Source organism: Azoarcus sp. DN11 (assembly GCF_003628555.1).
Lineage (GTDB): Bacteria > Pseudomonadota > Gammaproteobacteria > Burkholderiales > Rhodocyclaceae > Aromatoleum.
In genome coordinates this window covers 3,596,594-3,617,203 of the sequence record NZ_CP021731.1, presented here as the reverse complement: position 1 = coordinate 3,617,203, position 20,610 = coordinate 3,596,594, and the positions used below count along the sequence as shown (strand labels likewise).

The 20,610-nt window shown below is 64.5% G+C and carries 21 protein-coding genes; 11 read left to right on the top strand and 10 right to left on the bottom strand.

The features are described from left to right. Positions 1-69 precede the first annotated feature (69 nt). From CDA09_RS16670 to CDA09_RS23395, 5 genes are all read right to left on the bottom strand, one after another. Positions 70-723 (bottom strand): trimeric intracellular cation channel family protein, encoded by a 654-nt coding sequence (locus CDA09_RS16670; RefSeq protein ID WP_121429677.1) that lies wholly within the window; start codon positions 721-723, stop codon positions 70-72. Positions 724-741: 18 nt separating this feature from the next. After that, positions 742-2,049 (bottom strand): amidohydrolase, encoded by a 1,308-nt coding sequence (locus CDA09_RS16665; protein ID WP_121429676.1) that lies wholly within the window; start codon positions 2,047-2,049, stop codon positions 742-744. An 11-nt stretch (positions 2,050-2,060) separates the two neighbouring features. Then, positions 2,061-2,279, bottom strand: coding sequence for a hypothetical protein (locus CDA09_RS23200; protein WP_128106579.1), 219 nt, complete (start codon positions 2,277-2,279; stop codon positions 2,061-2,063). A gap of 124 nt (positions 2,280-2,403) precedes the next feature. Continuing rightward, entirely contained in the window at positions 2,404-2,976 is a 573-nt protein-coding gene (locus CDA09_RS16660; RefSeq protein ID WP_121429675.1) for an NADPH-dependent FMN reductase, read from the bottom strand. A gap of 39 nt (positions 2,977-3,015) precedes the next feature. Beyond that, positions 3,016-3,192 carry a hypothetical protein gene (locus CDA09_RS23395; RefSeq protein WP_164844431.1) on the bottom strand — a complete coding sequence of 59 codons (177 nt, stop codon included), beginning with the start codon at positions 3,190-3,192 and terminating at the stop codon, positions 3,016-3,018. A 563-nt stretch (positions 3,193-3,755) separates the two neighbouring features. On the opposite strand from CDA09_RS23395, the gene CDA09_RS16655 reads away from it, so the two are divergent. The 3 genes from CDA09_RS16655 to CDA09_RS16645 all read left to right on the top strand — a co-directional run bounded on the left by CDA09_RS16655 (position 3,756) and on the right by CDA09_RS16645 (position 7,048). Continuing rightward, on the top strand, positions 3,756-5,996 hold the full coding sequence (locus tag CDA09_RS16655) for an FAD-dependent oxidoreductase (RefSeq protein WP_121429674.1): 2,241 nt from the start codon (positions 3,756-3,758) through the stop codon (positions 5,994-5,996). Between the two features lie 112 nt (positions 5,997-6,108). Then, complete coding sequence (locus CDA09_RS23535; protein WP_217351256.1) at positions 6,109-6,249, top strand: hypothetical protein; 141 nt, start codon at positions 6,109-6,111, stop codon at positions 6,247-6,249. A 19-nt stretch (positions 6,250-6,268) separates the two neighbouring features. After that, positions 6,269-7,048, top strand: coding sequence for a 3-hydroxybutyrate dehydrogenase (locus tag CDA09_RS16645; protein WP_121429673.1), 780 nt, complete (start codon positions 6,269-6,271; stop codon positions 7,046-7,048). 136 nt (positions 7,049-7,184) lie between these two features. Here the strand turns inward: CDA09_RS16645 and CDA09_RS16640 are convergent, their stop codons facing one another. The 3 genes from CDA09_RS16640 to CDA09_RS16630 all read right to left on the bottom strand — a co-directional run bounded on the left by CDA09_RS16640 (position 7,185) and on the right by CDA09_RS16630 (position 10,747). Beyond that, on the bottom strand, positions 7,185-8,468 hold the full coding sequence (locus CDA09_RS16640) for a cystathionine gamma-synthase family protein (protein ID WP_286164182.1): 1,284 nt from the start codon (positions 8,466-8,468) through the stop codon (positions 7,185-7,187). A gap of 355 nt (positions 8,469-8,823) precedes the next feature. Continuing rightward, entirely contained in the window at positions 8,824-9,030 is a 207-nt protein-coding gene (locus CDA09_RS16635) for a hypothetical protein (protein WP_121429671.1), read from the bottom strand. Between the two features lie 502 nt (positions 9,031-9,532). Beyond that, positions 9,533-10,747 carry a lytic murein transglycosylase gene (locus CDA09_RS16630; protein WP_121429670.1) on the bottom strand — a complete coding sequence of 405 codons (1,215 nt, stop codon included), beginning with the start codon at positions 10,745-10,747 and terminating at the stop codon, positions 9,533-9,535. A gap of 154 nt (positions 10,748-10,901) precedes the next feature. Between CDA09_RS16630 and CDA09_RS16625 the strand changes: the two genes are divergently transcribed. Next, positions 10,902-11,837: an AEC family transporter gene (locus tag CDA09_RS16625; protein WP_121429669.1), complete on the top strand. Its 936-nt coding sequence runs from the start codon at positions 10,902-10,904 to the stop codon at positions 11,835-11,837. Positions 11,838-12,048: 211 nt separating this feature from the next. Here the strand turns inward: CDA09_RS16625 and CDA09_RS16620 are convergent, their stop codons facing one another. After that, positions 12,049-12,846 carry an outer membrane protein assembly factor BamD gene (locus tag CDA09_RS16620; RefSeq protein ID WP_121430899.1) on the bottom strand — a complete coding sequence of 266 codons (798 nt, stop codon included), beginning with the start codon at positions 12,844-12,846 and terminating at the stop codon, positions 12,049-12,051. Between the two features lie 13 nt (positions 12,847-12,859). Here CDA09_RS16620 and rluD point away from each other — a divergent pair, with 13 nt between their 5' ends. Both rluD and pgeF read left to right on the top strand, forming a co-directional pair. Beyond that, a complete protein-coding gene (gene rluD, locus CDA09_RS16615) occupies positions 12,860-13,822 on the top strand; it encodes a 23S rRNA pseudouridine(1911/1915/1917) synthase RluD (RefSeq protein WP_286164181.1) in 963 nt (320 codons plus the stop codon). Next, positions 13,819-14,562: a peptidoglycan editing factor PgeF gene (gene pgeF / locus CDA09_RS16610; RefSeq protein ID WP_121429667.1), complete on the top strand. Its 744-nt coding sequence runs from the start codon at positions 13,819-13,821 to the stop codon at positions 14,560-14,562. Before rluD ends, pgeF begins: the two co-directional genes overlap by 4 nt. A gap of 16 nt (positions 14,563-14,578) precedes the next feature. On the opposite strand, the gene CDA09_RS16605 is transcribed toward pgeF, so the two are convergent. Continuing rightward, positions 14,579-14,803 (bottom strand): hypothetical protein, encoded by a 225-nt coding sequence (locus CDA09_RS16605; protein WP_121429666.1) that lies wholly within the window; start codon positions 14,801-14,803, stop codon positions 14,579-14,581. A gap of 122 nt (positions 14,804-14,925) precedes the next feature. Between CDA09_RS16605 and CDA09_RS16600 the strand changes: the two genes are divergently transcribed. From CDA09_RS16600 to rimO, 5 genes are all read left to right on the top strand, one after another. Further along, the gene (locus tag CDA09_RS16600) at positions 14,926-16,668 is read left to right on the top strand and encodes a PHA/PHB synthase family protein (RefSeq protein WP_121429665.1); all 1,743 of its coding nucleotides are present in this window, start codon (positions 14,926-14,928) and stop codon (positions 16,666-16,668) included. Positions 16,669-16,780: 112 nt separating this feature from the next. Further along, positions 16,781-17,521 (top strand): acetoacetyl-CoA reductase, encoded by a 741-nt coding sequence (gene phbB / locus CDA09_RS16595; protein WP_121429664.1) that lies wholly within the window; start codon positions 16,781-16,783, stop codon positions 17,519-17,521. 208 nt (positions 17,522-17,729) lie between these two features. Further along, positions 17,730-18,470, top strand: a complete 741-nt coding sequence (locus CDA09_RS16590) for a beta-ketoacyl-ACP reductase (RefSeq protein ID WP_121429663.1) — start codon at positions 17,730-17,732, stop codon at positions 18,468-18,470. Between the two features lie 125 nt (positions 18,471-18,595). Further along, complete coding sequence (gene phaR / locus CDA09_RS16585; RefSeq protein ID WP_121429662.1) at positions 18,596-19,225, top strand: polyhydroxyalkanoate synthesis repressor PhaR; 630 nt, start codon at positions 18,596-18,598, stop codon at positions 19,223-19,225. Positions 19,226-19,274: 49 nt separating this feature from the next. Beyond that, on the top strand, positions 19,275-20,606 hold the full coding sequence (rimO, locus tag CDA09_RS16580; protein ID WP_121429661.1) for a 30S ribosomal protein S12 methylthiotransferase RimO: 1,332 nt from the start codon (positions 19,275-19,277) through the stop codon (positions 20,604-20,606). Positions 20,607-20,610: the final 4 nt, after the last annotated feature.

Below are 20,610 nucleotides of genomic sequence, written 5' to 3'. Positions count from 1 at the left end.
CTCGCCTATTCCACCCAGGCGGCCTGCCCCGTCACGCCGCCCGAGTCACAGCCTGATGCTGCCCGCCCTTCACCGGCCGCCCGGGCTGCCCGGATCGATGCGATGACGTGCGACCGGAACCCGCCAGCCGCGATAGATCGCCATCAGGCGCAGGAAGATGCACGCACCGGCGCCGAGCAGCAGCGAATACGCGCGCGCAGCGCCGATTGCGTACCCCGCGGACACGATCGCGCCACCTGCCAGCGCCGCCACCGCATACAGCTCGCTGCGCAGCACGAAGGGGGGCTCTCCGGCGAGAACGTCGCGTGTCATCCCCCCGCCTATCCCGGTCATCATCCCCAGCAGGGCGGCCATGAGCGGATGGATGCCGTACTCGATCGCCTTCTGCGTGCCGATGACCGTGAACAGGCCGAGGCCGACGGCGTCGCAGAGCACGATGGGGCGTTCGAGCGAAACCACCCTGGGATACCAGTAGAAGGTGATCAGGCCACCGCCGATCGCGATCAGGAAGTAGTGGATTTCCGTGATCGCCACCGGCGGCACGGCGCCGATCAGCACATCGCGCACCATGCCGCCGCCGACCGCGACGACGAAGGACAGGAAGAGCACGCCGAACAGGTCGAATCCCTTTCTCGCTCCCAGCAGGCCGCCGCTGAAGGCGAACGCCAGTGTGCCCACCCAGTCGAGCAGTTTCACCAGATCCGGTAGCAGCACCGTACTCATGGTCAGGGCCGGGCCGCTTCAGTGCGCCCGGTTGGCGGCCGTATCGGTCGGCGGGCAGATCCAGGCGCCGGCGGCGGCCAGCATGGCTTCGATACCGGTGCGCAGCGTCGGGTCGAGCACCGGCGCGAAATTCGGTGCATGGTTGGCCGGCAACTCGTCCAGCCTGCCGGCCTTGCGCGCCTCCTCGTAAAGCGCCGGGTCGATGCCGCCGATCACCCAGAATACGGTCGGAACGTTCCACGCCGTGCCGAACAGCCCGAAGTCCTCGCTCGCGCTCGCGGGCGAAATCTCCGCAATCCGGTCGCCGCCGAAGTGCTGTTCGAGCGCGGCAACGACTTTCCGTGTCGCGTCTTCGTCATTGCGGGTGAGGGGAAACTCGCTCAGCACGGAGAACTCCGGCGGCCTCGGCGCCCCCGACGCGGCCGCCTCCGCTTCCAGGATGCGCCTGACGACCGCGAGCACCCGGGTCCGCACTTCATCCTTGAAGGTGCGGATGTTGAGACGGAGCAGCGCCTGATCGGGGATCACGTTCTCGTTCATGCCCGCCCGCAGCGTGCAGACGCTCACCACGGCCGAATCGGTCATCGCGACTTCGCGCGACACGACGGTCTGCAGGCGCATCACCGCCGACGCGGCCATCACTACCGGATCGACGCTCTTCTGCGGCATCGAGCCATGAGCGCCGCGGCCGAACAGCGTCACTTCCCAGCTATCGCCGGCCGACAGCATCGTTCCGGTGCGCCAGCCGATCCGGCCGGCCGAGAGCGGCATCACGTGCTGGGCCAGCGTGACGTCGGGCTTGGGGAAGCGTCTGATCATCCCGTCCTCGATCATCGCGCGCGCACCCTGGCCGGTTTCCTCGCCCGGCTGGAACACCACCATCGCCGTGCCGCGCCACGCTTCGCGGTTACTCGCCAGGATCTCGCTCGCGCCCATCAGCCACGCGACGTGCATGTCGTGCCCGCAGGAATGCGCAATCGCGGTCGGCTGCCCGAACCTGTCCGTGCCGGTCTTCCGGCTGGCATAGGGCAGGCCGGTGCTTTCCGCGATTGGCAGCGCATCCATGTCGGCGCGCATCAGCACGGTCGGCCCTTCGCCATTGCGCAGCAAGCCCACGACACCGGTCGCGCCGACCGCTTCGGTCACCTCGTACCCGCGCTCGCGCAGCCAGGATGCGACGATGCCGGCAGTGCGATGCTCCTGCATCGACAGCTCGGGATTCGCGTGGATGTCCTGGTAGATGCCTTCGAGGCGCGCGAGCAACGCTCCGGACGGGCCCGGCAGACCTGCCCGCGCCGCCCCGTCTTCCGCGCTCTTCCGTTTCATCCCGCCCTCCCTCAGGCTGCCGTCTCGAATTCGGCCACCCGGGCGTCGGAATGGTCGCATTCGCCATCCGACGCCTCGAGTCCCGTCCACGCGAGAAGTTCGCATGCGATCCGCAGCGCCGCGTCCGGCGGCAGCGCGGTGGGGTGTTCGATCAAAGCCAGGAGTTGCAGCACGTGGGCGCGATGAGCCGATTGACGGTCGTGACCATCAGCGCAATGGGGGCAGAGCATGGAGTCCTCCTTCGTAGGGAGCGAAGTCCAGCGACAGGTGCTGCAAGGCATCCACGTTTAAACGAAATCACGCCGTGGACGCCCAGCACGTTTGTTCGGATCTGTCGGAGCGGGATTCCCTCCGTCAAGCGTCCCGCGGCAACACGGTCAGCACCCGTACGATGAACGCGTGCAACTCGTTCATGTAGTTGCGCAGGAACTCGGCGGTCGAGTTGTCGGTGACCTGTCCGTCTTCGGTGATGAGCCCGGGCTTGAACTGGATGTACGCCTCGACCGTATTCATCAGCGGTGAGTTGCAGAAACACAGCACGCCCCGCAGGCTCTGCTGCGCGACTGCAGTGCCGATCGATCCGGGCGACGTACCGATCACCCCCGAAGGCTTGCGGGCGAAGGAGTTCTGGCCCCACGGCCGGCTCGCCCAGTCGATGGCGTTCTTCAGTCCGCCGGGAATGGAGCGGTTGAATTCGGGCGTGACAAAGAGCACCCCGTCGACACCGGCGATGGCCTTTTTGAAAGCGCGCGCGACAGGAGGATAGTCCGCATCGTAGTCCTGGCTGTACAGCGGCAAGTCCCGGATCGGTATTTCGGTCAATTCGAGTTCCGGCGGGGCGAGCCTTACCAGCGCCTTCGCCAGCAGGCGATTGATCGACGTGCTCGAGAGGCTGCCAACGAAATACCCGACCTTGTACTTTCTCATGAGAGTCTCCTTGATCCGCGGTGTGGCAATAATCCGACCTCATTTCGAGGGCGGACCCTGCAAAAAAGGCGCCGCGATTCCCGTCATCGGCCGCGCAAGCGCCCAGGAGATCAGGGAAGTGACGTGGGCTTCAACCAAACCGACAAGCAGGCCGCGTCCCACCGGGTCGTACCCCTGGCACATCGGGTGGCCGTGATCATCAACGCGGGCGTCCATGTCACTACTCCTGCCTCTTGCACGGGATGACGCGCTAACCGCAAGTCACCACGCCCCGCAACTGCCGTACGCCGAAGCGTCACGGTTCCCCTCGCTGCAGTGACTGAAAGATAGACAAGCCATGCGTGGAGTGCAACGACGCCGCTATTTATGAAATATTATTAACATAGTGTCGTATCAGTGTTTTTTGCTTTCCGGACATGGCCGACTAAATTGACTTCAGTCGGCACAAGAACAGCGGCGCGCCCTGATAGCGTGACGCACCGGACGACATGCTTGCGCTGCACTCGGGGGCATCCAGACCGAAAGTCCGTCATGACGTTGGAGGCAGTCCTGGCCAAGCCGTCGACGCCGCGCCCGGTGCCGGGCTCGACCAGGGCGTGCCCCCGGATGGCCAGCCCGCTTATCTGAATATGCGACATTGCCCTTCAATGTGCGGCCGACCTCCGGTCCACGCCTCCATCCCCGTCTCCTTGCCGCGTGTGCCCGCCTCGGGATGCCGGCACCGCGCCATGGTGTCATCATCGCGATGAAGTGCCCGAACCGACATCGGAAACCGGAACATGACAAAGAACTTTGATTTCGTCGTCGTCGGCGGTGGCCTGGCCGGCGCCACCGCGGTGGAAACCTTGCGGACCGAAGGCGCGAAGGGAAGCATCCTCCTGCTCGCCGCCGAGCCGCATCTCCCCTACCACCGGCCACCGCTGTCGAAGAGCGCCCTCACGGCCGAGCAGGCGCCGCCGCCCACGCTGGTGCTCAGCAAGGACCAATACCGCGAGCTGGGAGTCGAACTGCTTCTCGGCACCCCCGTTTCCGCCATCGATCCCGCGGGGCAGATGGTCCACACCCGGCCGGGCGCGGATATCCACTACAAGCGCCTGCTCATCGCCACCGGGGCATCACCGAGGCGCCTGTCGCTGCCCGGGGCGGCGCTGCCCGGCGTTTTTTATCTGCGCTCGCTGGAGGATGCCGAAGCGATCCGTGGGGGTGCGCAAACGGCGAGGCGGGCCGTCGTGATCGGCGGCAGCTTCATCGGCCTGGAGGCCGCGGCTTCGCTACGGCAAAAGGGTATCGAGGTTACGCTGCTCGAACGCAGCGAATTGCTCGGGAAGCTCCACATGCCGGAGGTTTCCGCCTTCTTCCGGCGCGGCTTTGCCAAGCACGGGGTTGAAGTCATCGTCGGCGATAGCCCGGCGGCAATCCGCGGTAAAACGGCGGTCGAGGCCGTGGTGACGCAGGGCGGCAGAACGGTCGCCTGCGACATGGTGGTCATCGGCGCAGGCGTGGCGCCGGAAACCGGCTTCCTCGAGGGCAGCGGCATCGCGGTAGACAACGGCATCGTCGTCGATCGCTTCCTGCGGACAAGCCAGCCCGGGGTCTTTGCTGCCGGCGACGTGGCCAATTTTTTCGACCCCATCTTCAGCCGTCAGCGCCGCGTCGAACATTGGGACAACGCTATCCGGCAGGGCCGCATCGCGGCCCGCAACATGCTTGACCAGCGCGTGTCTTACGACGAAGTCACCTATTTCTACAGCGAGATGTTCGATCTGAGCTTCAACCTGCTCGGTCAATTCGAAGCCGGCGATGAAAAGATCGAGCGCGGATCGCTGCAGTCCAGATCCTTCGCGTCCTTCTTCCTGCGGCACGACGTGCCGCGCGCGCTGTTCTCGTTCGGGCGGCCGACGGAAGAGATGAAGGTGACGGAGCTGCTCATCAAAAACCGGGTGAACCTCAAGTCCAGCAGGGCACGCCTGTCCGATCCGGACTACACGCTGTGCCACATCCCCAACCAGACCATCTACATCCTGCAGGGCGGCGGCGCCTTCGGCGCATTTGAGTGCGGCGCAGTTCGGGCGCTGGAGGAGTCCGACGTCCGTCCGGATGTGGTCGCCGGCGTGTCGATCGGCGCGTTCAATGGCGCCATCATCGCCGGCAATCCCGACCACGCCGCGGCAGCGCTGACTGCCTTCTGGAATGACCTGGCCACCGCCACGCCGGCCCTGCCGGACGAAAATCTGCGGCGGCAGATCGCCTGCGGGCAGATCGCGCTGTTCGGGGTGCCCCAATTTTTCCAGCCGCGCTGGTTCCTGCCGATGCTCAGCCCGGAGCAGTTGCCGAACCGCTGGTTCAGCCTCTACGACACCGCGCCGGCCGTCAAGCTGCTCGAAAAGTACGTCGACTTCAGCAAGCTCAGGTCCAGCCCGACCCGGCTCATGGTGAGTGCGGTCGACGTGCAGACCAGCGAACTCGTCGTTTTCGACAGTTACGTGGACGACCTGACGCCCGCGCACATCATCGCCAGCGGCAGTCTGCCGCTCGGCTTCCCGTGGACGACGATCGACGGCAAGCATTACTGGGATGGCGGCATCGTGAGCAACTCGCCGCTGGACCTGGTGGTGCAACGTTGCGGCTCCGCCGGCAAGCGCGTCTTCATCATCGACCTGTTTCCCGGCAAGCGGAATGCCATGCCCGCCAACCTGGTGGAAGCCATGGCCAGGCAGAGCGAGATCCTTTACTGCGAACGCGTTCGCAGCGATTTGAGCACCCGCGAACTGGTGAACGATTTCCGCAGGCTGGTCGATGAAATCGTCGCCGAACTGCCGGCCGCCACCGCCGAGCGCATCCGCCATCGCCCGCGCTTCATTGCGTTGATGGGCGAGGACGCCCCGATGACGATCACCCGCATCATCCGCGAAGACAGCGAAGACGAGCCGTCGTCGAAGGATTACGACTTCTCGCGGCTGACCATCGACCAGCTGATCGAGTCGGGCTACGGCATGACTCGCAAGGCCCTGGGGCTGTGAGCTGGGCACCGGTTCACGAAACGACGCCGGCACGCCGGCGATTGTTCGGCAGCAACCAACAGAGGAGAGCCGTTTGCATGAAGATTGAAACGATCCGCGAGCAGGGCTCGCGATGCCGCTCACCGGTCCGGCGTTCCGGGTCGGGCCCTACCGCTTCACCAACCGCGAATATTTCATCGTCCGTTACCAAGCCTGCCGCCAGGCTGGCCTGAACCTCGGGCTGGGTGAAGTGGTCTTCGATTATCCTGGCTGAAACAACAAGGAGCCCCACCATGTTGAATGGAAAAGTTGCCCTCATCACCGGTGCCGCGAGCGGCATCGGCAAGGAAATCGCGTTCGTCTATGCCAAGGCCGGCGCGGCCGTGGCGATCGCCGACATCAACCTGGCCGCCGCGCAGCAGACCGCCGAAGAGATCAAGGCCGATGGCGGCCGTGCGATGGGCGTGGCGATGGACGTCACCAACGAGGACGCGGTCAATGCGGGGACCAAGGCGGTGGTCGATGCGTTCGGTGCGCTCGATATCCTGGTGTCGAATGCCGGGATCCAGATCGTCAATCCGATTGTCGACTACACCTTCGCCGACTGGAAGAAGATGCAGGCCATCCATGTGGACGGCGCCTTTCTCACCACCAAGGCGGCGCTGCAGTACATGTACCCGAACAACCGCGGAGGCAAGGTGATCTACATGGGTTCGGTGCATTCGCACGAAGGGTCGAAGCTCAAATCGGCCTATTGCGCCGCCAAACACGCCTTGCTCGGCCTGTCGCGCGTGCTTGCCAAGGAAGGGGCGGAGCACAACGTGCATTCGCATGTGATCTGTCCGGGTTTCGTGCGCACTCCGCTGGTCGCCAAGCAGATTCCCGAGCAGGCGAAGGAACTCGGGATCAGCGAAGCCGAGGTGGTCAAGAACATCATGCTCAGCGACACCGTCGACGGAGTATTCACTGCCACCGACGACGTGGCGCAGACCGCCCTGTTCCTGGCGGCCTTCCCGAACGGGGCCCTGACCGGCCAGTCGTTCGTCGTCAGCCACGGCTGGCACATGCAGTAAGGGCGCGGAATGGCGTGCGTTGCCGTTGTCGAACGGTAGCGCCCGCCGTGCAGGGGGAGTCGCGGTGGGCCGGTCTTTCAGCCGCATGGGCCGGGCCAGTCGCTTCTGGCTGAAATTTTGCGCGGAGCGGATGCCCTTACCCGAGGGCGCGATCGAAGTCCGAGATCAGATCGGCTTCGTCTTCGAGACCGATCGACACGCGGATCAAACCTTCGGCAATGCCCATTGCCGCGCGTACCGCCGGTCCGGCCTCCCAGAAGATGGTCGGTGCCACCGGAATGATCAAGGTGCGCGTATCGCCAAGACCTGTGGCCTTGATCGGCAGGGTTAGGCGGTTGAGCACGTCGACCATCGACGACGGGTCACGCAGTTCGAAGCTGAACAGCCACGAACCGGCGGCGAAGAGGCTCCTTGCACGCTCGTGTTCGGCGTGTGAGGGCAGGAAAGGGTAGTGGACCGCTTGAACTTTCGGGTGGCCCTCGAGCCAGTGTGCCAAGGCGAGCGCCGTGCTGCTCGTCTGCCTTACGCGCAGTGCCAGGGTCTCGCTGCCGACGCTGATCCGATGTGCCTGGTCCGAGCACATCGTGCCGCCCATGTCGCGCAGGCCTTTCTTGCGGATCTGCAGCAGCCCCCAGCCTTTGGGATCGCCCTTGCGATAGGACGGGAAAATGTTCGGGTTGAGTGACCAGTCGAACAGTCCGGTGTCCGTGACGGCACCGCCGAGTGCTTCGCCGTGACCGGCAATGGTCTTGGTCAGCGAGTTGATCACCAGGCTCGCGCCGACCGTGCGCGGCTGGAACAGCGCCGGCGAGGTGATGGTGTTGTCAACCACATAGATGAGTCCGCGCTCGCTGCACAACTTTCCGATGGCCGCGAGATCGGCGACCTGTGTGCGTGGATTGGCGATGGTTTCGACGAATACCATGCGGGTTTCAGGACGGATCGCCGCGGCGACGGTCTCGACGGAGCAGGCGTCGACCTTGTCGACGGCGACTCCCAAGCCCTCGATGGTGCCGAGCAGGCTGTTCGTGTTGCCGAAAATGTACCGGCTCGCCACGAGATGGTCGCCCGCGCGCAGAAGCGTGAGCACGGTCGCCGCAATCGCCCCCATTCCGGTTGCGAAGCATACCGTTCCCACGCCGCCCTCCAGCGCGGTGATCTTGGCCTCGAGAGCGGCCGTGGTCGGCGTGCCTTGGCGCGCGTACTGGTAGCCACCCTTGTAGGTTCCCTGAAACGCTCCGATCAAGTCCTCGACGCGGTCGAAACCGTATTGGACCGAGGTGTGGATCGGCTTGTGGAGTCCTCCGTGCTCGACGCCGAAGTGGCGATCGGAGTGGACGTTGTCCGTGCGGAGCACACGGCTATCGGTTGGTGAATGTGTCATTGAAGAGTATGTCGGTGTGCCCGGTTCGGGCCTCATCCAGAGGATGCCTTCGAGAGGGATCGAGACCCGCTGATGGCGCAAAAGCGGTCTAGTCGGAGGGCGTATGGAGCTGAAAACGGCAAGTCCGAGCGAGCCGTGGCTACCCGTTCAGCCGGCATGAGCGCCCCGTGGCCATCGTACACAATATTCCCGCCGCTCGTTTGGCTCAAGCTGGCCGCAGGGAAAAGGCCGAGGTCTCGTTCCGGGATGGCTCGGCGATCTTAGTGATGAAACGGGTCATCCGGGATCGAAATCTGCCGCTGCCGTTTGATGCGCCGGGGCGCGTGACGGACCCCCGCGCGCAGTGTCGCGATTTTCGATTCTGCGCGCGCGGGCGATACTCCTGCCTTTCTCAGATCTTGCCGAACAGGTAGGCGAATGCGGCGAGGCCCATTACGATCCAGAACGCTAGAAATGCGGGCCAGCGGACCTTGTTGAACCAAGTGTCGTTGATTCTCCGGTGCGGTGATTCGGAGAGAGGGGCCGCGTGCGTGCGGCGGTCCTCGGTGGAAAGCTCCGGCGGCGTACCCGGGCCGGAGTAATAGTTGGCGGTTGACATGATCGACACCTCCTCCCGAACCTATCTATGCGTCGGGGTCGGGGCGTGTCGTTGGACGATCCGCCCCTTGAGGATACGTTAGGCGTCCCTCCCGCGGAGTCCAAGGAATTTTTGCACGGAGCACGAAAGAAGGACGCAAAGCAGCGTCCCTCGTTCAGGTGGCGTTGGGGCATGTTGCCCCGGATGCCGGCTCGGATGCCGGTGCGGATTTCATGCACTTCGATGAGGCGTTGTGCGGTGAGGAGGAGGGCGGCGGCGAGCGAAGCCATGGGCAACATGCTGATGAATTCGTACAGCAGTGCGACGAACGCGGCGAGGACGATGGCGGCCGTCTTTTCCGTGCCGCCGCTCATGGGGCGAAGGCGAGTTTTTCGATGATGTCATGCCTCTTGGCTTCGATTCCCAGCCCGGCGGAATCTGGCCCAGCAGGATCAGGACGCCGATGCCGGTCGTGAAACCGATGATGCGGATCAGGGCTTCGCCGGTGCGGCGAAGCGCGGGGTCAACTCCCTGTGCCCGCGCCGGCCAGGCGTCGCAGCACGCCGAGCATGTAGCGCCCGGCGCGGCCGCTGGGTTCCAGCCCGTTCTGCCGCTGTACGTCCTCGATCGCTTCGCGGCTGATCTTGCCGATGACCCCGTCGATTTCTCCGACCGGGTATCCGAGGCGCGCGAGAAGGGTCTGCACTTCTCGCCGTTCGGCCCGGGACAGTCCGGGGTCATCGGTCGGCCACGGTCTGACGAATGCCGCAGCGCCGCGGAGGCGATCCGACAGGTGGGCAATGGCGAGCGCGTAGCTTTCGGCGGCGTTGTACGAGTAAAGTGCGTCGAAGTTCTGCAGCACCAGGAAGGCCGGGCCGCCTTCACCGGCGGGCATCAGGATGGCCGCCGCAGTGGTTGAGGGTTCGAGCGGCACTCCGTCGATGCGCTGGATGCCGAGGCGCATCCAGTCGCCGATCGAACGCTTGTTGTGCCGGCCTGCGAGGGACGCGTCGAATCCCGCCGGCAGCGTTACTTCGTAGCCCCAGGGCTGTCCGCTGATCCAGCCGGCCTTGGCGAGGAAGTTCGCGGTCGAGGCGAGGGCGTCGGGAACACTGTCGACGAGATCGCGCCGTCCGTCGCCGTCGAAGTCCACCGCGACCCGGGCAAAAGTGGAGGGCATGAACTGCGTGTGCCCGAATGCGCCTGCCCAGGAGCCGGTCAGGCGGGCCGCGTCGACGTCTCCATTCTCGATGATTCGCAGCGTTGCGAAAAACTCGCTGCGAAAGAAACCCTGCCTCCGCCCCTGGCAGGAGAGGGTGGCGAGCGAGGTGAGCAGCGGGCGCTTGCCGATGTTTCGGCCGAAGTCGCTCTCCACGCCCCATACCGCCACGATCGTGGCCGCGTCGACGCCGTAGGCGGTTTCCACGGCCTGCAGGGTCGTGGCCCACCGTTGCATCATCGCATGCCCGTCGGCGATGCGTTCGTCGTCCACCAGTCCCGCCAGGTAATCCCAGATCGGCGTGCGGAACTCGGGCTGGGAGTCGAGCTGGCCGAGCACCGAGTTATCCGGTTCGAGGCCCTTCGCGTAGGTGTCGAACGTTTCGGGCTTGATGCCGCGGGTTTGTGCCTCCGTGCGCAGATCGCCGATGCAGCGGTCGAACGAAGCGTCGGCGGCGGCAGGCAGGGAGAGCAGGGTGGTCGTGAGGATGCTGCAGACAAATGCAGGCTTCAGGTTCATCGCTGGCTGGATTCGGGGCACGAGTATGCCGATGGTACTCCCCTTGCGCCCGTCTCGCCGAGCGAAGGCAAGATGCGCAGATACTTGTGGCATTCTTGCCTGTTTTGCCAATGTAGCGCAGCTTGTACCCGCTGCGCGCCCTGCGAGCCCTTCGATGGAAGTCGTGTTAGGAATCATCCTGCCGGTGTTCGGCACTCTGGGACTCGGCTATCTCGCCGCACGCGCGGGGCTGTTCGACGAGGCGGCGAACCGCGGCTTGTCCGTATTCGTGTTCAACTTCGCCCTGCCGCTGATGCTGTTTCGCGCGATCGCACAGACGGATCTTCCGGAAGTCTTGCCGTGGGGTTACCTGCTGTCGTATTTCATCGGCGCGTTCTCCGTGTTTGGCCTGTCGATGCTTGCCAGCAGGCTGCTGTTTGGGCGAACCCTCGCGGAGCAGGGGGTGCTGGGGTTGGGGGCGAGCTTCTCCAATACCGCAATGCTCGGCATTCCGCTGGTCGTGACTGCCTATGGTCCGTCGGCGGCGCTGCCGCTGTTCATGCTGATCGCGGTCCATAGCCTCGTGATGCTGCCACCGACGACAGCGCTGATCGAAACCGCGCGCGGGGGCAATCAGTCGCCCGCTGGGCTTCTGCTCGGCCTCATGCGCAGCATCGCCGCAACGCCGATCATCTGGGGGCTGAGCATCGGACTGACGCTGGCCACGCTGGGCGTGGCACTTCCCGGGCCGGTGGATGCCGTGGCAAAGAGCCTCGGTAGCGCCGCTCCACCGTGCGCACTGTTCGCCCTCGGCGCCTCGCTCACCCGCTACCGGGCGGGCGGTAATCTGCGTGAGCCCCTGACGCTCGTGCTGCTGAAGACCATCGTCCATCCCGCACTCGTCTGGCTGCTCGCGACCCGCGTGTTCGAGGTCCCCGCACTGTGGGCGACCGTCGCCGTGACGCTCGCAGCCTTGCCGACCGGTGTCACGCCCTATCTATTTGCGCAGCGCTATCAGGCCGGCCTGGCGACCTCCGCCTCGGCAGTCTTCCTTTCCACGATGCTGTCCGCGCTGAGCTTGTCGACACTGTTGCTGGTGCTGCACACCTGACAGTCGGGATGCGTCGTTGCGCGGCCGTGATGGCCGTCCGCGAGGAGCGTAGGCAGGACGTCAGGCAGATCGCCTCACGCCGCAGGGTCGATAATCGCAGCCAGGTTTACGCGCGTCGCGAGATCCGCCGGTCGCGGGGGGCTTGCGTACGGCCGCGACCGGGAGGGGGGCGGGCGGACGGGCCTTGCACCCGTCCGCAAGTCGTTCCGGGTTACCAGAGCTGCCACCACGGGCGGCCATCCTTCGGGCCGCCCGCGTAATACACGCTGTTCGGGAAGTTCTTGTGCATCACGCGGTCGGCATCGTCGCGCAGATCCTTCATTCCCAGCGCGTCGTAGCTCTTGACCAGCATGAACAGCGCTTCTTCGTTCGCCGGCGCGTTCGGATAGGTCTTGAACACCGCCTGCGCGCGGTTGATCGCCGCCACGTAGGCGCCGCGCTTGTAGTAATAGCGTGCGACATGCACCTCGTGCTGTGCGAGCGAATTCACGAGGTACTGCATGCGCTGGCGCGAGTCGTCGGCATACTTGCTGTTCGGGAAGCGGCTCACGAGCTGGCCGAAGGTGTCGAAGGACTCCTGCGCCGCTTTCGGATCGCGCTCCGAGAGGTCCTGGTTCGACAGCCCCCCGAGCAGGCCGAGGTCCTCGTTGAAGGTAGCGAGGCCCTTCAGGTAATACATGTAGTCCGTATTCGGATGGTTCGGATGCAGCTTGATGAAGCGATCCGCCGCCGCGATCGCCAGTGCCGGCTCATAGGACTTGTAGTGAGCGTAGGCCTCCTCGATCTGCGCCTGCTGGGCATAGCGGCCGTAGGGGAATCGCGCCTCGAGTTTTTCGAAGAGTTTGATCGCCTGTTCGTAGGAACCCTCGGCCATGTAATTCTTTGCTTCCGAGTACAGCTTCTGGGCGTTCCAGCCGGCCGTCTCGTCGACCTGTTCCGGCAAAAGGCCGCAGCCGCCGAGCAGCAATGCACCGATAACCGCTAAACTTCCAAGAGTGAACCTGGCCATCGAAAAAACTCGCGTGAATGAACCGGGCGATTATAGCCCACAGGAAGGGGCTGCTTCGCACCAGTGGCTGACGATCCCGGCCGATTGCGCGGGGCTGCGGCTCGACCAGGCGCTCGCGCAGCTGTTTCCCGCGCATTCGCGCAGCCGCCTGCAGGGGTGGCTGAAGTCCGGGCGGGTCAGTCTCAACGGCGGCCTGCACGACGCAAAATTCAAGGTGTGGGGCGGTGAAGTCCTCGAAGTGGATGCGGCGCCTGCGCCCGAGGAGGTCGCCGAGGCTCCCGAAGACATCCCGCTGAACATTGTTTTCGAGGATGCCCACATCCTCGTCATCGACAAGCCGGTCGGACTTGTCGTGCATCCGGGCAGCGGAAACTGGAGCGGCACGCTCCTCAACGCGTTGCTGCACCACGCGCCCGAACTCGCGGGCGTGCCGCGCGCGGGCATCGTGCATCGCCTCGACAAGGATACCAGCGGCCTGATGGTCGTCGCCCGGACCCTCGAAGCCCAGACCGACCTCGTGCGCCAGCTCCAGGCACGTACGGTGAGGCGACACTATCTCGCGCTCGTGCATGGCACGGTGACCGGCCCCGGTGTCGTCGACGCCGCGATCGGCCGCCACCCGTCGCAACGCACGAAGATGGCCGTGCATTCGGCCGGACGCGTCGCCGTGACGCGTTATTCCGTACGCGAACGCTTCGCGCGCGCGACGCTCGTCGAGTGCCGGCTCGAGACCGGGCGCACGCACCAGATCCGCGTCCACATGGCGCACATCGGCCATCCGCTCATCGGCGATGCGACCTACGGCCGGCGGCGCTGCGGCAACGCGGTCCTGGACGCCTTCCCGCGGCAGGCCCTGCATGCCTTCCGCCTCGGCCTCGTTCATCCCGCGACCGGCGAGGACATGGTGTGGGAGTCGCCCCTGCCGCAGGATTTCGAAAACCTCCTGGCAATCATCTGTACGGAGCTGGTCATATGAGTCCCGACTGGTTCGAACCCGACTGGCCCGCTCCCGAGCGCGTGCGGGCCCTGATGACGACACGACATGGCGGCGTCAGCGAGGGGCCGTGGGCGAGCATGAATCTCGGCAGCCACGTCGGCGACTCGCCGATTGCGGTGGCCCGCAACCGGGCAATCCTGCGCGCCGTCGTGCCGTCGGAACCCCGCTGGCTGGATCAGGTCCATGGCACCGCCGTGTGGGATGCCGCGAGCACGGACGCCGGTGGCGCTCCGCCGCGTGCTGACGCTTCATTCGCGCGCGAGGCCGGTGCGGTATGCGTCGTCATGACGGCGGACTGCCTGCCGGTGCTCTTCTGCGATGACGAAGGGTCGGTCGTGGCTGCCGCCCACGCGGGATGGCGCGGCCTCGCGGCGGGCATCCTCGATGCCACGATCGTGCGCATGGGCGTCTCGCCCGGGCGCATCATGGCCTGGATGGGCCCCGCGATCGGGCCGGAGGCCTTCGAGGTCGGCGGCGAAGTGCGGGAGCGCTTCATCGCGGCCGACGCAAACGCCGAGCGGGCGTTCCATCCCGCGCCATCGGATGGAAAATGGTATGCCGACCTGTTCGAGCTTGCGCGCCAGCGCCTGCGGTCGATCGGCGTCGAGCGCGTGTTCGGCGGCGACGTGTGCACCCATTCCGACCCCTCGCGCTGGTTTTCCTATCGCCGCGACGGGGTCACGGGCCGCCTGGCTTCCCTGGTGTGGCTCTCGGATTGAGCGCTCGCCGGCTTGGCTATTGATCGATATTCGAATCGGATCTATCGTTCGACGGTGCCTCGCTCGCGTCTTCCTGACGGGCTGCGGCACGACGACGAGCAGGGGTCCCCGCGAGCCAGAGAAACAATGCCAGGGGGGCGGCCCCCCAGAAGACGAACGTGAGAACCCCGCCGGTGATCGTCGTGTCGGAGATCGCCGCGATCAGCACGACGTACAGCCAGGCGATTGCGATTATGTACATGGCGCCGATTCTACCCGCGGCAACGCAGGTCCGTCGCCAGGGGCCGTCCGCGGTCCAGGGAAAATCAACAGGGTGATCGGCGAGTTCCGCATGCGCCCGAACCCGCGCCTCAGGAGGGGCTGATGTCCGAATCCGACAACAACCAGGGCAACCCGGCAATTCAAGGGATGCTTCAGTTCGGCCAGGCGATGGCGCAGAACTTCTTCCAGGCTATCGCGCGCCAGCATGCCGTCATGCAGGACAGCAGCGGCGAAGCGGCGCCCAACGTCCCCATGCCGGAAACGGAAGTGTTTATGCGCCTGCAAAAGGAGTTCGCCGAGCGCCACGCCGTGCTGTGGTCGACGATGCTGCAAGTGAAGCCGGGTGAAACGGTGACGCCGGTCGTATCGGCGGAACCGGGGGACCGGCGGTTTGCCTCGCCCGAATGGACGGCGAGCCCGGTCTTCGACTACATCCGCCAGGCCTATCTGCTCAATGCCAGCTTCCTCAGGCAGGTGTCCGACGAACTGCCGATGGCCGACGGCCGCGCCAAGTCGCGCCTGCAGTTCCTGACGCGGCAGTACATCGACGCGCTTGCGCCGTCCAACTTTGCCGCGACCAATCCGGAATTCATCAAGACTGCCCTCGACACCGAGGGCGAGAGCATCACGCGCGGGATCAAGAACCTGATCGCCGACCTCGAGAAGGGCCGCGTGTCGATGACCGACGACGCGGCGTTCGAGGTCGGACGCAACATCGCGGTGTCACCCGGCGCGGTCATCTACGAAAACGAGCTGATGCAGCTCATCCAGTACGCGCCGCTGACCGACAAGGTCGCCCAGGTGCCGCTGCTGATCGTGCCGCCGTGCATCAACAAGTTCTACGTCCTCGATCTCCAGCCCGACAATTCGCTGGTGCGCTTTGCCGTGGAGCAGGGATTCACGGTCTTCCTCATCTCGTGGAAGAACCCCAAGGCGCCCGAAGCGACCGCCACCTGGGACGATTACATCGAAAAGGGCCCCCTCAAGGCACTCGAGGTCGTGCGTGCCGTCACGCGCGTGAAGAAGCCGAACGTGCTCGGGTTCTGCGTCGGTGGCACGATATTGACATCCGCGCTCGGTGTTGCGCGTGCGCGTGGTGAAGATCCCGTCGCGAGCCTCACGCTGATGACGACGCTGCTGGATTTCGCCGATGCGGGCGAGCTCGGCTGCTTGGTCGACGAGGCCAGCGTGGCGGCACGCGAAGCCGCGATCGGCAAGGGGGGGCTGCTGCCTGGGCAGGAACTGGCGAACGTGTTCTCCGCGCTGCGCGCCAATGACCTCATATGGCAATACGTCGTGGGCAACTACCTGAAGGGGAACAAGCCGCAGGCGTTTGACCTGCTGTACTGGAATTCCGACAGCACGAATCTGCCGGGACCGTTCCTGACATGGTATTTGCGTAACATGTATCTGGAAAATAACCTCCGCATGCCGGGGAAGCTCAAGATGCTCGGCGTGAAGGTCGATCTCGGCAAGGTCGAGGTGCCGGCGTATCTGTTCGCGGCGCGCGAGGATCACATCGTTCCGTGGAAGGGCGCCTACCTGTCGCGCGGCCTGCTGGGTGGAGAAACGACCTTCGTGCTCGGCGCCAGCGGCCACATTGCCGGCGCGGTCAACCCGGCATCGAAGAATCGGCGCAGCTATTGGGTGAATGTTTCCGGCGCCGCCGATCCGGACGAATGGCTGGACGGGGCTGGAGAGCAGAAAGGCAGCTGGTGGCTGCACTGGATCGAATGGCTTAAGACGCACGGCGGCAAGCAGGTCGCCGCGCGCGGCCGGATGGGTAACGCGAAATATGCGCCGATCGAGCCTGCGCCGGGGCGCTACGTGAAGGAAAAAGCCTGACAGGTCGGGTTGGCGGCACAACAAGAATTATCCCGCGGCAGCGGACACGGGGGCGCTGCCGCAAATGCATGGAAACCCTTCGTGAATCGATCAACGGGAGAGGAGAAAGTTTATGGCAAGAGTTGCACTCGTGACCGGTGGTATGGGTGGTCTGGGCGAGGCGGTCTGCATCAAGCTCGCTGCGCTGGGCTACAGGGTCGTGACGACGCATTCCCCGGGCAACACCAAGGCCGCTGAATGGCTGCAGACCATGAACAACATGGGCTACGGCTTCAAGGCCTATCCCTGTGACGTATCGGACTTCGATTCGTGCAAGACCTGCGTCGAGACCGTCACCCGGGAAGTGGGGCCCGTGGACGTGCTGGTGAATAACGCCGGGATCACCCGCGACATGACCTTCAAGAAGATGACCAAGGCCGACTGGGATGCCGTCATCGCCACCAACCTGGACAGCGTGTTCAACATGACCAAGCAGGTCATGGACGGCATGGTCGAGCGCAAGTGGGGGCGCGTCATCAACGTTTCGTCGGTCAACGGCCAGAAAGGCGCGTTCGGTCAGACCAACTACTCCGCCGCGAAGGCGGGGATGCACGGCTTCACCAAGGCGCTGGCGCTGGAAGTTGCGCGTAGTGGCATAACCGTCAACACCATCTCGCCGGGCTACATCGGCACCAAGATGGTGACGGCAATCCCGCAGGAAATCCTTGAATCCAAGATCCTGCCGCAGATTCCCGTGTCGCGTCTGGGTAAGCCGGAGGAAATCGCCGGGCTGGTGGCCTACCTCGCCTCCGATGAGGCCGCGTTCGTGACCGGCGCCAACATCTCCATCAACGGCGGTCAGCACATGTTCTGACCTGGAGCGGAACGGTCCGAGAACGGCGCGCTTCCTGAGGGGGGTGCGCCGTTTCGTTTTGCGGCGCAGCAAAAAATCCAAAAACTGCCTATAATTTGTCCGCTTTGCGGTTAATGCAATGCCGCATGGTTGCCAGAGGAAGTGCGCTGCGTACGGTTGTGGTGCGACCCGCGCGCTTCCCATCACCAATCTGCAAGAGGATTGCACCATGACTCAGAAAGTCGCACTCGTTACCGGCGCCATGGGGGGGTTGGGCACCGCGATCTGTCAGTCGCTGGCCAAGGACGGCCTGAAGGTCGTCGCCAACTGCCTGCCGGGTTTCCCGCAGAAGGATGAATGGCTTGCCAAGCAGAAGGAACTCGGCTTCGAGTTCATCTCCGCTGAAGGCGATGTGTCCGATTACGAATCCTGCAAGGCGATGGTCGCGAAGATCGAGGCCGAAGTCGGCGCGATCGACGTCCTGGTGAACAACGCCGGCATCACCCGCGACAAATTCTTCCCCAAGATGGAGAAGGGGCAGTGGGATGCGGTGATCAACACCAACCTGAACAGCCTGTTCAACGTCACGCACCACGTATCGCCGAAGATGGCCGAGCGCGGCTGGGGTCGCATCATCAACATCTCGTCGGTGAACGGCGTCAAGGGCCAGGCCGGTCAAACCAACTACTCGACCGCCAAGGCTGGCGTGCTCGGCTTCACCAAGGCTCTCGCCGCCGAACTCGCAACCAAGGGCGTCACCGTGAACGCCATCGCCCCGGGCTATATCGGTACCGAGATGGTCATGGCGATCCGCGAGGATATCCGCCAGGGCATCATCGACACCGTCCCGATGAAGCGTCTCGGCAAGCCCGAGGAAATCGGCGCGCTGTGCTCCTACCTTGCGTCCGAACTGGCTGGCTATGTTACCGGTGCGACCATCAACATCAACGGTGGCCTGCACATGTGCTGATGCAGTATTCCGCTCCCGCGGACCCCTGCGAGACCCCGCCAATTGGCGGGGTTTTTATTTCTGCACCGCGGTATAATTTTCACGTACATGCAGAGCGGAACGACCGCCGCCGAGGAGAGGTAGTGATGGCTGAACAGGCCCGTCTCATCAAGAAGTATCCGAATCGTCGTCTATACGACACCCGGACCAGTTCCTACATCACGTTGGCCGACGTGAAGGAGCTCGTGCTCGGACGCGAAGAGTTCCAGGTCGTTGACGCCAAGACGGGCGAAGACCTCACGCGCAGCATCCTGCTCCAGATCATCCTCGAAGAAGAGGCTGGCGGCGCCCCGATGTTCACCAGTGACCTGCTTGCACACATGATCCGTTTCTACGGCAATGCAACGCAGGGGATGATGGGAAAGTATCTCGAGAACAACATCAAGGCGTTCACCGAGATGCAGGCGAAACTGCAGGAGCAGGCCCAGGCGATCTACGGCGAAAACAGCCCGATCAGCCAGGACTTGTGGGCCCAGTTCCTGAACTTCCAGGGGCCGGCGCTGCAGAGCGTGATGGGCACCTACGTCGATCAAAGCAAGAAGATGTTCTCGCAGATGCAGGAACAGATCGAGAGCCAGACCCGCAACATTTTCACCGGTTTCCCGTTCCCGAGCTATGCCCCCGCCGCCAGGGAAGAGCGGGCTGCGCCCCAGCAGGCCAAGGACGAGAAGGCGGAAGCCGCAACGGCGAAAACCGGTCGCTCAAGCCAGAAGTAAAATTTCGACCGGGGCGCCTCGACCCCGGGCAATACCTCCCCCTCAGAGCATGACCCAACACAAGACCTCCGGCGTACCGCGAGTCGGTTTCGTCTCCCTCGGATGCCCGAAGGCGACCGTCGACTCCGAACACATCCTCACGCGCCTGCGGGGCGAGGGGTACGAGATTTCCGGCAGTTACGACGACGCGGACATCGTCGTGGTGAATACCTGCGGCTTCATCGATGCTGCCGTCGAGGAGTCCCTCGATGCCATCGGCGAAGCGCTTGCCGAGAACGGCAAGGTCATCGTCACCGGCTGCCTCGGGGCCAAGGACGACGTGGTGTTGGCCGCGCATCCGCAGGTCCTTGCCGTTACCGGGCCGCATGCGACCGATGCGGTGATGAAGGCGGTGCATCAGCATCTGCCCAAGCCGCACGACCCGTTCACCGACCTCGTGCCGCCGCAGGGCATCCGCCTCACGCCGAATCACTACGCCTACCTGAAGATCTCGGAAGGCTGCAACCACCGCTGTTCCTTCTGCATCATCCCGTCGATGCGCGGCGACCTCGTGTCCCGGCCCATCCACGACGTGATGCGCGAAGCCGAGGCGCTGGTCGATTCGGGGGTGAAGGAGCTTCTGGTGATCTCGCAGGATACCAGCGCCTACGGCGTCGATACCAAGTACCGCACGGGATTCTGGAACGGTCGGCCGCTCAAGACGAAGCTGATCGACCTGGCGAAGGCGCTCGGCGAACTCGGCGTCTGGGTGCGCATGCATTATGTGTATCCGTACCCCAGCGTGGACGAGCTGATTCCGCTGATGGCGGAAGGCAAGATCCTGCCGTATCTGGATGTGCCGTTCCAGCATGCCAGCCCGCGTATCCTCAAGGCGATGCGGCGCCCGGCAAACGCCGAGAACGTGCTTGAACGTGTCCGTGCGTGGCGGAGCATCTGTCCCGATCTGACGATTCGTTCGACCTTCATCACCGGCTTCCCCGGCGAGACCGACGAGGACTTCGAACTGCTGCTGCAGTTCCTCGAAGAAGCCCGGCTCGACCGTGTCGGCGCGTTCGCATACTCCCCCGTCGAGGGGGCTGAAGCCAATCAGCTCGCGGATCCCGTCCCGGACGAGATCCGCGAGGAGCGCCGCATGCGTCTGATGGAGTTTCAGGAGGACATCTCGACCCAGCGGCTGGAACGCTGGATCGATCGTGAAATCACGGTCCTCGTGGACGACCTCGACGAGGACAGCGCGATTGCCCGTTCGCCGGGAGATGCTCCCGAGATCGACGGCCTCGTCATCATTCCGAACGGCGAGGGCCTGGTGCCCGGCGAATTCGCCCGCGTGCGCATCACCGATTGCGACGTGCACGACCTGTACGCCGAGCCGCTCGCCTGACGGA